Genomic DNA, 15,206 nt, shown 5'->3' on the forward strand with positions numbered 1-15,206 from the left:
TTTCCTCCCGAATCTGTTTGGGCGCGTGACGTTAACTGAACCAATGGAATTGCGACAGGCTTCCGAGCAGGAAGTAATTAATCATCAGCACGAGAAAACATGCTGAATTCCATAACGCCGCCACTTTTCCCTGCAGTTCCTTAATCATTCTGATATATAAATAGTAGCTGTATAAAAGCAGCACAATAAACGAGCCGAGCACTTTTGAATCAAACCAGTACAGCGTTTCCAGAGACACATACGCCCAGATCACGCCTAATATCAGGCTTAACAGCAGCATCGGGACTCCGATGACATTTAAAACGTAAGCCATATAATCAAGTTTTGACAAATCTTCAATTCTCAACAGCCATTTTCCCCATTTTTTCTTCTTTAATAAAGAATATTGAAACTGATAAAGAAGCGAAAAGACAAAAGAAAGGGAAAATGCGCCGTATGAGAGAATCGCCATTGTAATATGAATGACCAAAAGCTCTGAGACCAGCTGGCCGGAAAACGCGGCCGAATGCTGATCCGTCGGTGAAAATGTATGGATCGCAATCATCGAGAAACCGATGACATTCGTGAAAAACACGATAAAATCAACCCGCAGGATCTGCGTAACAACAAGTGAGAGCGTGACAAGCACCCACGCATAAAAGTAAAGGGCCTCTGTAATATTTAAGACCGGAAATCTGCCCGTCTGCCACATAAAATAAGAAAGATAGACGGTTTGCAGAGTCCAGACAATAGAAAGCAACCAGAAGGCCATTTTCCCAGCCTTCCGGTTGTGTTGAAGAAAATCTATAAAGTAAAAAAGGACACTTATTGCGTAAATCACAATTGTCGCTTCATTAAGCCTTGCCATTGCTGTATCAATCATACAGTGCTCACTCACTTACAAGCGGACGCAAGCCCGTTTTTGTTTCTGCCTTTTGAAGCGAATGAACCGTCTGGCGGTTATCCAGGCTTTTGTCCAGCTGACGGCCGGCTTCATCCTCAATATCGAAAATCTGCATAAACAGCTTCAGCTTTTCCTCAGAATCCGCTTCAGCCGCAAGCTCTTTCGCTTTCAGAATCGGATCGCGCAGCATTTGGTTAATGATGCTCTTCGTATGTTTGCTGAGAAGCTTTTTCTCTCTTACCGTCAGATGAGGCAGCTTGCGCTCAATGCTCTGCATCGTATCGGACTGGATAGACAGCGCCTTTTCACGAAGCGCCGAAATGACCGGCACAACGCCGAGCGTATTAAGCCACTGCTTAAACTCAACAATTGCCGCTTCAATGAACAGCTCGACTTTTTCAGCGGTTTCACGGCGTTCTTGTAAGTTGGCTTCAACGATTCCTTCAAGGTCATCGATATCGTACAGAAAAACACCTTCGAGATCGTTCAGCGCAGGATCAAGGTCTCTCGGAACAGCGATATCCACCATAAATAACGGGCGGCCCTTCCGCTGTCTGCCCGCTCTCTCCATCATATCTTTAGACACGACAAAATCACTTGCGCCTGTCGAGCTGATTAAAATATCAGCTTCAGCAAGTGCATGTTCAAGCTGGTTTAAGCTGCGCGCTTCTCCGGAAAAACGGTCAGCAAGTTCTTTTGCCTTTAAAAACGTTCTGTTGATGACCGTTACTTTTCCTATGCCCTGGCCGTGCAGGTTTTCTGCGGCAAGCTCGCCCATTTTTCCCGCACCGAGAATCAAAATGTGCTTATTTGACAGAGAGCCGAAGATTTTTTTCGCGAGTTCAACGGCCGCGTAACTGACGGATACGGCATTGGCGCCGATATCGGTTTCAGCATGCGTGCGTTTACCGACGGTCACCGCCTGTTTAAACAGCTCATTGAAAATGGTGCCGATTGTCTTTTCTATCTGCGCCGTTTTAAAGCTCGAGCGGACCTGGCCGAGGATTTGCGTTTCTCCGATGACCATGGAATCCAAACCGCATGCCACTCGGAATAAATGCTCGATCGCCGCGTCGCTCTCATAAAATTTCAGAAACGGAGACAGCTCTTCTTTCGGCAGAGAAAACCATTCGGATAAAAATGTTTTTATATAATAACGGCCGGTATGAAGCTGGTCGACCACCGCATATATTTCAGTGCGGTTGCAGGTTGACACGATAATGTTTTCAAGAACACTTTTTTCTTCTTTTAAACGGAGCATCGCTTCTGCAAGCTCATCCGGCTGAAAACTTATTTTTTCGCGTATTTCAATAGGGGCGGATTTATAATCTACTCCCACAACAAGAATATGCATAGCCTTTCATGCACCCCCGTATATCACAAATTATTTATAATCATTCTAACATAGAATTTATTATTTATAATGATTATAACATAGTTTCTTCGTGAAAATGTGAACAGATTTCAAAAATGTTATGCTATAGTATAAAAAGCTTCGTTTCCTCTGTAATCATCATACTAAAAATCCTTTACTGCGGGTAGGTGACAGGATGAAAAAAACATCAATTTTATTACCAGGACTTTTGCTTGCCGCTTCATTATTCGCTTGGTTTCAGAGCGGACAGGTTCACCTGTTTGCAAATCAGGGAGAATGGCCGGTGCTCCTTATGCTTTTGGGCGGCGTACTCTTGTATCAGGGCAAAAAGGAAGCGGCGGGATCTCACGTCCTAATCGGCATGCTTCTGTTCGGTATAGGTTTGCATTTTTTCGCCAAACCTGAACTCTCATGGTGGCCGGGAGATTTTGAAATGTTGCTCTTTGTATTCGGGTTCTCCTTATTTGCGGCTGCCAGAAAAGAATATGTATACGAAGCGGCTGTCATGATTGGTTTTTCCCTCTTTTTATACTTCTTTAAACAAATTACGGCGTGGCTGGAGTCCGTCCACATTCCGACCGAACATTTCAAAACATACTGGCCGTATGTTTTCATCGGAATCAGCCTTTTATTATTGTTTATCAAGCGGAACAAAACTATACGATAAAACCCAAAACGCAATGCGTTTTGGGTTTTTCATTACCGGCTGATCATTTTTTTAATGGCTCCCCATGCCTCATCTTTTCCTTTTTTTGTTTCAGAGGAAAATAAAATCAGCTCATCCTCAGGGTCCATATCAAGCGTCTGCTTGACAACCTTTAAGTGCTTGTCCCATTTTCCTTTTGGAATTTTATCCGCTTTTGTCGCAATGACGATGACGGGAATGCCGTAATACTTCAGGAATTCATACATGTTCACGTCTTCAGCAGACGGCGCGTGCCTGAGGTCGACAATCTGCACGCAGGCTTTCAGCTCTTCACGGGTCGTCATATAGGTTTCAATCATTCTCCCCCATGCTTCCCGCTCGCTTTTAGAAACTTTCGCAAACCCGTACCCGGGAACGTCGACAAAATGCAATTCATCATTGATGATGTAAAAGTTTAAGGTCTGTGTTTTCCCCGGTTTTGATGACGTTCTGGCCAGGTTTTTCCGATTGATTAATGAATTGATAAAAGATGACTTTCCTACATTTGATCTTCCCGCCAGCGCGATTTCCGGAAGCCCCCCATCTGGGTACTGCTCAGGTTTGACCGCACTGATCACGATTTCTGACTTTGTGACTTTCATTTCTTCTCTCCTACTAAGGCATGTTCCAAAACGTCATCGAGATGAGACACAAATATAAATTTCAGCCCTTCTCTGACGCTTTCAGGAATATCCTCTATATCTTTTTCGTTATCTTTAGGCGCAATAATCGTGGTCAGGCCCGCTCTGTGCGCGCCGAGCGCCTTTTCTTTCAGTCCGCCGATCGGAAGCACGCGGCCCCGCAGCGTGATTTCCCCGGTCATACCGACTTCGCGTTTTACCGCACGGTCTGTTAATGCCGATACGAGCGCAGTAGCCATCGTAATTCCCGCAGAAGGGCCGTCTTTCGGCACCGCTCCTTCAGGGACATGGATATGAATGTCATACTTCTCATGGAATGTCGGGTCGATTCCGAGCTGCTCCGTTTTCGAGCGGACATAACTGAAAGCGGCCTGCGCGGATTCCCGCATGACATCTCCGAGCTTCCCGGTCAGAATCAGCTTCCCTTTTCCCGGTGACAGTGACACCTCGATTGAAAGCGTATCTCCGCCGACCGTCGTGTACGCCAGACCCGTGACAACTCCGACTTGATCCTCGGTTTCCGCCTGTCCGTATCTGAACATCCGTTTTCCGAGATAGTCGGCCAGATTTTTGTCTGTAACGGTAATGCGTTTTCTCTCTTCAGAAACAATGGCCTTTGCAGCCTTTCGGCAAATAGCGGCAATCTGGCGTTCAAGCGTTCTCACGCCGGCTTCCCTCGTATAGTAGCGGATGATATCGGTAATGGCCTGATCCCGAATCTGCAGGCTGCTCTTTGTGAGCCCGTGCTCTTTAATCTGTTTCGGAAGCAGGTGGTCCTTTACGATCTCCAGCTTTTCATTCTCAGTATAGCCTGACAGGCTGATAATCTCCATTCTGTCTCTGAGAGGGCCCGGTATGGAACCAAGGTTATTCGCAGTCGCGATAAAAAGCACTTTCGATAAATCGAACGTCTCTTCAATATAGTGGTCGCTGAATGTGCTGTTTTGTTCCGGATCCAGCACCTCAAGCATCGCCGAAGACGGATCGCCTCTGAAGTCAGATGACATTTTATCAATCTCATCGAGGAGAAAGACCGGATTTTGTTTGCCGGCTTTTTTCATTCCTTGGATAATCCGGCCCGGCATCGCTCCGACGTATGTACGCCGGTGGCCGCGGATTTCAGATTCATCGCGCACTCCGCCCAGTGAAATTCTCACAAAACGGCGTCCCATGCTCGTACTGATTGATTTTGCAAGAGATGTTTTTCCGACTCCCGGCGGTCCGGCCAGACAAAGAATCGGCCCTTTCAGCGTTTTCGTCAGCTGTTTCACAGCCAGATACTCCAGTATCCGTTCTTTCACTTTCTCTAAACCGTGATGCTCTTTGTCTAAGATTTCCCCGGCTTTTTTAATATCCAGTTTATCTTCTGTTTCGTCCGACCACGGCAGGGCAATGAGCCAGTCAATATAGTTGCGGATAACAGAGCTTTCCGCTGAGCTTGACGGCACTTTTTCGTAACGGCTTAATTCCTTAAGCGCCGTTTCTTTGACACGCTCAGGCATGCCCGCTTTTTCTATCTTTTCCGTGAGCGACTGAACTTCGCCGGTTTTGCCTTCTTTGTCGCCAAGTTCCTTTTGGATGGCTTTCATCTGTTCACGCAAGTAGTATTCTTTTTGGGTGCGCTCCATCGAACGTTTGACGCGCTGACCGATTTTTTTCTCAATCTCCAGCACTTCTTTTTCATTATTAATCGAACGGATGACCTTATTCAGACGTTCTTTAATATCCGCCGTTTCTAAAATGTCCTGCTTGTCCTTTAACTTCAGCGGGAGATGAGAAGCGACGATATCCGCCATTCTGCCGGGCTCTTCAATATCAGTCACAGCCGCATACGTTTCTGCGGAGATTTTTTTTGAAATTTTTATGTACTGGTCAAAATGGTCCAGCAGCGTCCGCATAAGCGCCTCATCTTCTACGTCTTTCGAATCGTCCTCATGCATCAGCTGTATATCGACCGAAGTATAATCTTCTAGTTCGGTGTATTCAAGGATTTGCGCCCGCTGAATACCTTCTACAAGCACTCTGATCGTACCGTTGGGCAGCTTCAGCATCTGTTTGATTTTTGTATAAGTGCCGACGGTGAAAATGTCGTCTTCACCCGGTTCGTCTATCGAAATATCCTGCTGAGTGGCTAAAAAAATCATATGATCATGCATCATTGCCTGTTCAAGAGCCTGAACCGACTTGTCCCGGCCTACATCTAAATGTAAAACCATCGTCGGGTATACCAATAAACCTCTTAAAGGGAGGAGCGGGATGCTGCGTTTTGTATCTTCTGCCATATGACTGACACCTCCGTGACTTTAGTATGAACCATTATAATACAACTTTTTCATCGTTGTACAATTCCGGGATCGGGCTTTCATCGGCTTACCGCCTGCCCAGTATATAAAACAGTCTCTTCGTAGTATACCCTTTCTTTCTGTTCTGAAAAAGGAAAAGATGTCCTCCATAAAAAAACCCCATTATAAAAATGGGGTTTATACGGATTCTTTATTCATTTGGATATCAAACGGTTTTTGTTCTGAAGGCGGATCAACCAATATGACGTCAAGTACTTCCTGGAACGTTTTTACCGCCTTAATGGTGATTCCGTCTATTCGTTTCAGAATGGACTGCTGATTTTCGTAAGGGATAATAACGGTTTTAGCCCCAGCCTGTTTCGCGGCTTTAATTTTCGGAATGACGCCGCCGATCGGTTTGACAAGGCCCGTCAGGCTGATCTCTCCCGTCATCGCCACCGTATGGTCGATAGGGATGCGGTGAATCGCGGAAAAAATCCCCGCGGCCATCGCGATACCCGCTGACGGTCCGTCAATCGGGCCTCCGCCCGGAAAATTGACATGAATGTCATAGTCCGAAGGTTTGATGCCCATTGTGCGGAGAACCGTCAGAACGTTTTCCACCGATCCCTTCGCCATGCTTTTGCGGCGGATCGACTTCGATTGGCTGCCGATGCTCTCTTCCTCTGCAATCCCCGTAATATTCAGGCTTCCTTTGTCCTGTGCAGGCGTGACATTCACTTCGATTTCCAGCAATGCGCCGCTGTTCGGCCCGTATACGGCAAGTCCGTTCACGATGCCGACTTGCGGTTCATCGGCGATTTTCTGCTCATTTTTAGGTGTGAGCTGACTTGAATGAACAACCCATTCTATATCTTCTGTCGTAATTTCGTTTCTGTCTTCGGTTACCGCCATACCGGCAGCAATCTGGATCATATTGACGGCTTCACGGCCGTTTCTCGTATATGCGGTCAGGACACCGAGAGCCTCATCAGAAATCTCTTTCTGAATTTTGTCGGCCGCTTTTTTCGCTACGGTTTTAAGCTCATCCTTTTCCAGCTCACGGAAAAACACTTCAAGGCAGCGCGAACGGATGGCGGGCGGAATTTCAGTCGGCATTCTCGTCGTCGCTCCGATCAAGCGGAAATCCGCGGGAAGCCCGTTTTGAAAAATATCATGAATATGATTCGGGATTTGCGTATTTTCCTCACTGTAATACGCACTGTCTAAAAAGACTTTCCGATCTTCAAGCACCTTCAGCATTTTATTCATCTGAATCGGATGAAGCTCACCGATTTCATCAATAAATAGTACACCGCCGTGCGCATGAGTCACAGCCCCCTGCTTCGGCTGCGGAATGCCCGCCTGACCCATCGCTCCCGCTCCCTGATAAATCGGATCATGCACTGAACCGATAAGCGGATCGGCAATACCCCGTTCATCAAATCGCGCGGTCGTCGCATCAAGCTCAACAAAAACGGCCTGATTTTGAAATGGTGACTGTTTATGCTTTTTCGCTTCTTCCAATACCAGCCGCGCCGCAGCCGTTTTACCGACTCCGGGAGGCCCGTAAATGATCACGTGCTGCGGATTCGGACCGCAAAGCGCAGCTTTTAACGCTTTAATCCCATCCTCCTGGCCGACAATATCCTGAAAGCTTTTCGGCCGCACCTTTTCTGATAAAGGTTCTGACAAACTGATGGCGCGCATTTTGCGAAGCTGTTCCATTTCTTTTTTTGATTCTTTATCTATCGTCACTTTTTGTGTACGCTGGTTTTTGAGCAGATTCCAAAAATATAATCCGATGACTATCCCGAAAAACAGCTGTACAAATAATGCGATCCCTGTCCAACTCATGCTGGTCCCTCCTGAAAACGATTTATGTATCCAATTCATTCCTCTGTCCGCTAGTATCTCCCAGCAAAGCCCGGAATAAACATTTTCAGAAGGGTCAGGACAAGAAAAAAAACCTCCTGATCAATTCGAGTCAGGAGGTTTTGTCATGTTATGCTGATGTTTTATCTTGGCCGACAACTGTGCCGTCTTTTAATACAAGACGAGGCGCTTCACCGTCTGCGACTGTCGCTCCGGTAATGACACATTTTTCAATATCATCACGGGACGGCAGATCAAACATAACGTCAAGCATGATACCTTCAATGATAGAACGCAGGCCGCGTGCGCCTGTTTTACGCTCGATCGCTTTTTTCGCAATTTCAGATAATGCCTCGCCTTCAAATTCAAGCTCGACATCATCAAGTTCTAACATTTTCTTGTATTGTTTGACGAGTGCGTTTTTAGGTTTAGTCAGAATTTCAACCAGTGCCGTTTCATCAAGCTGCTCAAGGCTTGCAATAACAGGAAGACGGCCGATGAATTCAGGAATCAGACCGAAACGGAGCAAGTCTTCCGGAAGAACTTTAGAAAGCAGTTCTTCTTTTTCCAGGTCTGCCGCTTTATTATCTGAGCCGAAACCGATGACTTTTTGTCCGAGACGGCGTTTGATGATTTGTTCAATGCCGTCAAATGCACCGCCGCAAATGAACAGAATGTTCGTCGTATCGATCTGAATGAATTCCTGATGAGGATGTTTGCGTCCTCCTTGAGGCGGCACGCTTGCAACCGTTCCTTCAAGAATTTTCAGCAACGCCTGCTGAACGCCTTCACCTGATACGTCGCGTGTAATGGACGGGTTTTCAGATTTTCGCGCTACTTTATCGATTTCATCGATATAAATAATGCCTTTTTCTGCTTTTTCCACATCATAGTCTGCAGCCTGAATCAGCTTGAGGAGGATGTTTTCTACGTCCTCACCGACATATCCGGCTTCAGTCAGAGATGTAGCGTCCGCGATCGCAAACGGAACGTTCAGAATACGCGCAAGCGTCTGGGCAAGAAGTGTTTTCCCGCTTCCAGTCGGCCCGATTAATGAAATATTACTTTTAGAAAGCTCGACATCATCCACTTTACTGTTGGAGTTGATGCGTTTGTAATGGTTGTATACCGCAACCGCAAGTGATTTCTTCGCCTGATCCTGTCCGATGACATATTCATTCAGAATCTCACGGATTTCATGCGGCTTCGGAACGTCCTTAAATTCGACTTCTTCTTCTGTACCAAGCTCTTCCTCTACGATTTCTGTACAGAGCTCAATGCATTCGTCGCATATATATACACCCGGTCCTGCAACCAGCTTACGAACCTGATCTTGCGTTTTTCCGCAGAACGAGCATTTTAATTGTCCTTTTTCCTCGTTGAATTTAAACATTCTTTCACCCCTTAATCTTGTCTCACTTTTTCTTTTACCTGAAGGGCAAAAGAAAACGGTTCTTGCTACGATCGAGTATGTATTGCATTTTACCATACTTTCCAGTAAGACGGTAACAATGTGTTTCGCGCTTGCACATTCTATATGTATGACAAAAAATAGCCCGGCAATGACTATCTTGCCCCAAGAAAAAGAGTTATATCATAATTGTACAAAACAAGGCACGAAATAATCGCGCCCTGTTTCATTATGTCTATTATTATGAACCATATTAACGGTTTTCTACAAGAAAATCAATTGCTTTTCGAACTTTTAAATCTTCTTTCATCGCGTCAGTTGAACCGATTGCCTGCTTGATGTTTTCAACCGGCATGTTGTAAGCTTCAGCCATTTTAGTGAGCTCAGCTTCAACTTCTTCGTCAGTCACTTCAAGGTTTTCAGCTTGAGCGATCGCTTCAAGAGTCAGGTTTGATTTTACGCGTTTTGCGGCATCTTCTTTCATTTGCTCTTTTAACGCGTTTTCATCTTGACCTGAGAATTGAGTGTAAAGCTCAAGGTTCATGCCTTGCATTTGCAGACGCTGTTCGAATTCTTTCAGCATGCGGTCAAGCTCAGTGTCGATCATCGCTTGAGGAACATCAGCTTCAGCATTTTCAGATGCTTTCAGCACAAGCTCTTCACGCAATTTAGCGTCAGCTTCGTTTTCTTTTGCTTCTTCAAGGCGTTTTTTTGTTTTCTCAGTTAATTCAGCAAGCGTTTCAACTTCTTCGTCAACGTCTTTTGCGAATTCGTCGTTAAGCTCAGGAAGCTCTTTCGCTTTGATTTCATGAATTTTCACTTTGAAGACAGCTGGTTTGCCTGCAAGATCTTCAGCGTGGTACTCTTCAGGGAATGTTACTTCAACATCCTTTTCAGCTCCTGCTTCAAGACCAGTCAGCTGCTCTTCGAAGCCCGGGATGAATGAACCTGATCCTACTTCAAGTGAGTAGTTCTCAGCTTTTCCGCCTTCAAATGCTTCTCCGTCAACGAAACCTTCGAAGTCAAGAACGACTGTATCGCCGTTTTCAACAGCGCCTTCTTCTTTCACGACAAGCTCAGCCTGACGCTCCTGAAGCGCTTTAAGTTCGTTTTGTACGTCTTCGTCAGTAACGGCAGTGTCATCTTTTTCGATTCCTAAGCCTTTGTAGTCGCCAAGTTTCACTTCCGGTTTTACAGTCACTTTTGCAGTGAAAATTAAGCTTTCGCCTTTTTCGATTTTTTCAACATCGATTTCAGGACGGTCTACAGGCTCAATGCCGGCTTCTTCAACCGCTTTAGGGTATTCTACAGGAAGTAAAATATCTAAAGCATCCTGGTAAAGAGCTTCAACGCCGAAACGCTGTTCGAATAATCCGCGCGGAACTTTCCCTTTGCGGAATCCAGGAATAGAAACCTGTTTTACTACTTTTTTAAATGCATCATCAAGAGCTGTTTTGAACGTTTCCGCATCAACTTCAACCGTTAATACGCCTTCGTTGCCTTCTTGTTTTTCCCATTTTACAGACATGTGTTTCCCTCCAAAAATCTATTCAGGTTGTGTCGGTCTTCCATTCTAAAGCAATCCGCGGCTTTGTCAAAGAAAAAACCGCTTTGAATCAGAATCATTATGTAATGAACTGGCAGCCTGTCCAACCGTAATTCTCATTTCAGTTAAACCGCTATACATAAATACAACCACTATATTATAACATAACGCCTATCGCTTTCAACTATATGGCGTGATTTACAAATAAGAAATTTCTTCAATATCCTTAATCATCGTGCAGGCTTCTTCGAGTTCGCGGCTGTCAAACTCGTACATCATATGAAGTTCCTCCGGCTCAATGTCAATGCCGTGCATCTCGTAACCGACCTTATGAAGCGCCGCAGCCCATAAATCAGCGTTCAAAAGCTTCGGCATAAAAGGGTGCAGGACGTACAGATGCCTTCTCCACAGTTCCTCAACGGCGGCGTATAATGTAGGGTTTTCATTGCCAAGCGTTTCATCAAGCACCCGGAGAACGCGGTGCAAAATCGGCGCCGCATCAGGCTGAACGGTTTCACTCGGTATCGCGGTCATTGAATCGCCGAATTTTGTAATATGGACCGGCTTGCTGTAATCGTGCTCCGCCATCAGCGTCAAAATCATCGTCTTGATCAGCGGATGTGCGCCCGGATCTTGCAGAATCGTTTTTAACAGACCCGTGTATTTCGCAATATTGCGGTCTTTGAGAGAATGGATCAGGTTCATTTGTTCAGCGGGGCTGTTCAGCACTTTTTCCGCATCAAGAACGTCTTCATATTCCTCCTCCCACACCTCGTCCTGCTGATCGGGATCGGTCATTTTGCGGCTGAATTCGAGCAGCCGATAGAATTGCTCCGCACTTTCTGCGGGGAGCTGGTTTTCTTCCAGCACAGCTTCAATTGTGCTTTTGACTTCTTCATATTGTTTCAGCTGAATCAAAATGGTCATGTACACCTGCAGCACGGTAAAATAATGGCCGTACCCTTCGTTCAGCATTTTCTCGCAAACTTGTTTTGCTTCTTCCAATTCCCCGAGCTCCAGAAAACAAATCGCCATGCCTAAATGTACGTCGGACTCGGTATCGCCGTGGCTTACCGCCTCTGAAAACAGTTCGAGGGCCTCCCGGTACTGTTTATCTTTCATGGCGGCCATCCCTTTATCAACCAAGCGTTCTTTCAGACGGGGGAAAGGAATGATATCAGCTTTTTTCTTGTCATGCGTCATACTCTATTTCCTTTCAGGCGCTTATTTTGTTCAAGTGTATCAACACGCGTCATGAAACACAAGAAAGGATAACGCACATGGCAAAAAAAGCCGCCGGATAAATCCCGGGCGGCTTTTTTCAGGCTTGAAGCCAAGAACTTCTTTTCGATTCAAACTGCTGAATGTCGTCCTCCAGCAGGAGCGTTAATGAAATTTCATCATAGCCGTTAATCAGCATTTCCTTCCAGTGCGGATCGACTTCAAATGATATTTCTCTTCCTTCACTGTCATGGATGAGCTGGTTTTCCAAATCAACCGTCATGTGAAGAGACTGATTTTCATATTGACCGGCAAGTTTTTTCCATTGATCATACGGCATACGGATAGGAAGCATTCCGTTTTTAAAACAGTTTTGATGAAAAATATCGGCAAATGACGGAGCAATGATGATTTTGAATCCGTAATCATCCAGCGCCCAAGGAGCATGCTCACGGGATGATCCGCAGCCGAAATTCTCTCCGGCAATTAATATGGACGCGCCTTCATAGACTTTGCGGTTTAATTCAAATTCAGGATCAGGCTCACCGTTCTCAAGGTATCTCCAATCAAAAAACGCGAATCTGCCGTATCCGGTTCTTTCAATTCTTTTCAGAAACTGTTTCGGAATAATCTGGTCGGTGTCAACATTGATCCGGTTTAAGACGGCCGCTTTTCCGGTATGCGTTTTTAAAGGTTCCATCTTTTCGCACACTCCTTACACAACTGTTTTTTCTTGATAAAACTTTCTTACATCGACGAAATGCCCGTGAATGGCTGCCATTGCCGCCATTGCAGGACTGACAAGGTGTGTTCTCGCGCCTTTTCCCTGTCTGCCTTCGAAGTTGCGGTTGGAAGTGGAAGCGCATCGCTCCCCTTCAGGCACGACATCATTGTTCATACTGAGGCACATGCTGCAGCCTGATTCTCTCCATTCAAAGCCCGCTTCAAGAAACACACGGTGCAGCCCTTCTTCCTCCGCTTGCTGTTTCACGCTTTGAGAGCCCGGCACCACAATGGCTCTGACACTGTCGGCGACTTTTCGGCCTTTGATCATATCAGCAGCCTGGCGAAGGTCGGTCATCCGCGAATTTGTACAGGAGCCGATAAACACATGCTCGACTTTAATATCTTCAATTTTTTGATTCGGTTCAATCCCCATGTATTCGTAGGCACGGATGGCCTCTTTTTTATCGTCTTCAGAATCAATGGTTTCCGGCGCCGGTATTTGGGCATCGACCGGAAGAACCATGCCTGGGTTGATGCCCCAAGTTACCATTGGAGAAATCTCGCTGCCGTCTAACACGATGGAATGATCGTATACGGCGCCCGGATCGGTTTTTAACGCTTTCCATTCTGCGGCGGCTTTTTCAAATTCCTCGCCTTTTGGCGCGTATTTACGGTTTTTACAGTATTCGATCGTCGTTTCATCAGGAGCGATCAGTCCCGCACGGGCTCCCGCTTCTATTGACATATTGCAGACCGTCATGCGTTCGTCCATAGACATGTTTCTGAATACTTCCCCGGTGTATTCAATGACATATCCGGTACCGAATTTCACCCCGTATTTTCCGATGACCGACAAGATGACATCCTTCGCGGTCACTCCTTTTTGGAGCGTTCCGTCAACGCGGATTTCAAGCGTTTTCGGCCGCTGCTGCCATAATGTCTGAGTGGAAAGAACATGTTCCACCTCACTTGTGCCGATACCGAAGGCAAGCGCTCCGAATGCGCCGTGAGTCGATGTATGGCTGTCTCCGCAAACGATCGTTTTCCCCGGAAGTGTCAGACCAAGCTCAGGCCCGACTACGTGAACGATCCCCTGGTCTGCGCTGTGAAGATCCGCAAGACGGACGCCGAACTCCTCGCAATTTCTTTCAAGCGCGGTTACTTGGCGCTTTGCGACTTCATCTTTAATGTCAAAACGGTTGACGGTCGGAATATTGTGGTCCATCGTCGCGAATGTATTCTGCGGCCGTCTGACTTTTCTTCCCTTCTGCCTTAATCCTTCAAACGCCTGAGGAGACGTCACCTCATGAATTAAGTGCAGATCAATATAGAGAAGGTCGGGTTTTCCTTCACCGCTTTTTACAACATGCCGATCCCAAATCTTTTCGATGATTGTTCGAGGCATCATCTTTGTTTCCTCCCTCTACCTATGAACTAAGACCGCTTTCTTTAAGCGTCATACTATAGATTTTGTATTCGCGCCGGCTATTGCGGCTTTTACTTTTTCAGTAATGTCATGCGTTCCGGCATATTGGCCGTCCCGGGCGATATCACGTGTACGGCTGCCGTCTGCAAGCACCTTTGCGACCGCCTTTTCTACCGCCTGCGCTTCGTTTTCAAGCCCGAAAGATGTTCTCAAAAGCATCGCCGCTGATAAAATCGCCGCAAACGGATTGGCCATCCCTTTACCGGCAATGTCAGGCGCAGATCCATGCACCGGTTCAAACAAGTGAAGACCTGAACTTGATAGACTGGCTGACGGCAGCATGCCGAGCGAACCTGTCAGCATGGAGGCTTCATCACTTAAAATATCGCCGAACATGTTTTCAGTTACGATGACGTCAAACTGGTTCGGAGCATAGATGAGCTGCATCGCAGCATTATCGACAAGCATATGTTCAAGCGTCACATCAGGAAATTCTTTTGCGATTTCATCTGCCGTTTCACGCCACAGCCTGCTTGAAGAAAGCACATTCGCCTTATCAACTGACGTCACTTTTCCTTTTCTGCCGGCAGCCATTTTAAAGGCTTCTCTGACAACGCGTTCGATTTCTTCTTTCTTATAAAAGAGGGTATCGACCGCTTCTTTTTCTCCCGCTTCATTGACATACTGTCTGCTCGGCTCTCCAAAGTAGAGGCCGCCCGTCAGTTCCCTGACGATTACAAAGTCTACGCCGCTGATATATTCTTTTTTCAGCGGAGATGCCTCAGACAGGCTTTCAAATACGGTCACCGGACGCAGATTGGCAAACAGGCCGAGTTTTTTTCTGATGCCGAGCAGGCCTTTTTCCGGTCTGAGCTCCGGAGGATTTTGGTCCCATTTCGGTCCGCCGACTGCACCGAGCAGGATGGCGTCAGACCTCTCGCAAAGAGCCACCGTCTCCTCAGGAAGGGGATTTTGATGGGCGTCAATAGCCGCTCCCCCGATCAGCCCGTTTTCAAATTCAAATTCATGTCCGAATTGTTCGGCAACGCTTTTCAATACATCTGCCGCTGATTCCGCCACTTCCGGTCCGATTCCGTCACCGGGAAGCAAAGCAATGCGTTTTTTCAAATCAAAC

12 protein-coding genes are annotated in these 15,206 nt (G+C 46.4%); 1 reads left to right on the forward strand and 11 read right to left on the reverse strand.

The window, feature by feature from the left end; translation table 11 throughout:
* Positions 1-31 precede the first annotated feature (31 nt).
* Positions 32-862 (reverse strand): cytochrome c biogenesis protein, encoded by an 831-nt coding sequence (locus tag ABDB98_RS12855; RefSeq protein ID WP_060964634.1) that lies wholly within the window; start codon positions 860-862, stop codon positions 32-34.
* A 7-nt stretch (positions 863-869) separates the two neighbouring features.
* A complete protein-coding gene (gene hemA / locus ABDB98_RS12860) occupies positions 870-2,237 on the reverse strand; it encodes a glutamyl-tRNA reductase (RefSeq protein WP_438420333.1) in 1,368 nt (455 codons plus the stop codon).
* 196 nt (positions 2,238-2,433) lie between these two features.
* On the opposite strand from hemA, the gene ABDB98_RS12865 reads away from it, so the two are divergent.
* Positions 2,434-2,925 (forward strand): hypothetical protein, encoded by a 492-nt coding sequence (locus ABDB98_RS12865; protein ID WP_438420334.1) that lies wholly within the window; start codon positions 2,434-2,436, stop codon positions 2,923-2,925.
* 32 nt (positions 2,926-2,957) lie between these two features.
* Here the strand turns inward: ABDB98_RS12865 and yihA are convergent, their stop codons facing one another.
* The 9 genes from yihA to leuB all read right to left on the reverse strand — a co-directional run bounded on the left by yihA (position 2,958) and on the right by leuB (position 15,199).
* On the reverse strand, positions 2,958-3,545 hold the full coding sequence (gene yihA / locus ABDB98_RS12870) for a ribosome biogenesis GTP-binding protein YihA/YsxC (RefSeq protein ID WP_003152626.1): 588 nt from the start codon (positions 3,543-3,545) through the stop codon (positions 2,958-2,960).
* Positions 3,542-5,866: an endopeptidase La gene (lon, locus tag ABDB98_RS12875; RefSeq protein WP_438420335.1), complete on the reverse strand. Its 2,325-nt coding sequence runs from the start codon at positions 5,864-5,866 to the stop codon at positions 3,542-3,544. Before lon ends, yihA begins: the two co-directional genes overlap by 4 nt.
* Positions 5,867-6,064: 198 nt before the next feature.
* Positions 6,065-7,723 (reverse strand): ATP-dependent protease LonB, encoded by a 1,659-nt coding sequence (gene lonB / locus ABDB98_RS12880; RefSeq protein WP_060964630.1) that lies wholly within the window; start codon positions 7,721-7,723, stop codon positions 6,065-6,067.
* 148 nt (positions 7,724-7,871) lie between these two features.
* Entirely contained in the window at positions 7,872-9,134 is a 1,263-nt protein-coding gene (clpX, locus tag ABDB98_RS12885; protein ID WP_060964629.1) for an ATP-dependent protease ATP-binding subunit ClpX, read from the reverse strand.
* Positions 9,135-9,405: 271 nt separating this feature from the next.
* Positions 9,406-10,680, reverse strand: coding sequence for a trigger factor (tig, locus tag ABDB98_RS12890; RefSeq protein ID WP_047475527.1), 1,275 nt, complete (start codon positions 10,678-10,680; stop codon positions 9,406-9,408).
* A gap of 216 nt (positions 10,681-10,896) precedes the next feature.
* Positions 10,897-11,901, reverse strand: a complete 1,005-nt coding sequence (ddcA, locus tag ABDB98_RS12895; RefSeq protein ID WP_438420336.1) for a DNA damage checkpoint antagonist DdcA — start codon at positions 11,899-11,901, stop codon at positions 10,897-10,899.
* Positions 11,902-12,019: 118 nt separating this feature from the next.
* Positions 12,020-12,619 carry a 3-isopropylmalate dehydratase small subunit gene (leuD, locus tag ABDB98_RS12900; protein ID WP_060964627.1) on the reverse strand — a complete coding sequence of 200 codons (600 nt, stop codon included), beginning with the start codon at positions 12,617-12,619 and terminating at the stop codon, positions 12,020-12,022.
* Between the two features lie 15 nt (positions 12,620-12,634).
* Entirely contained in the window at positions 12,635-14,053 is a 1,419-nt protein-coding gene (gene leuC / locus ABDB98_RS12905; RefSeq protein ID WP_264818952.1) for a 3-isopropylmalate dehydratase large subunit, read from the reverse strand.
* Positions 14,054-14,101: 48 nt separating this feature from the next.
* Positions 14,102-15,199 (reverse strand): 3-isopropylmalate dehydrogenase, encoded by a 1,098-nt coding sequence (gene leuB / locus ABDB98_RS12910; protein ID WP_064777684.1) that lies wholly within the window; start codon positions 15,197-15,199, stop codon positions 14,102-14,104.
* Positions 15,200-15,206: the final 7 nt, after the last annotated feature.

This window comes from Bacillus siamensis, assembly GCF_051628075.1.
GTDB classification, from domain to species: Bacteria; Bacillota; Bacilli; order Bacillales; family Bacillaceae; genus Bacillus; species Bacillus siamensis.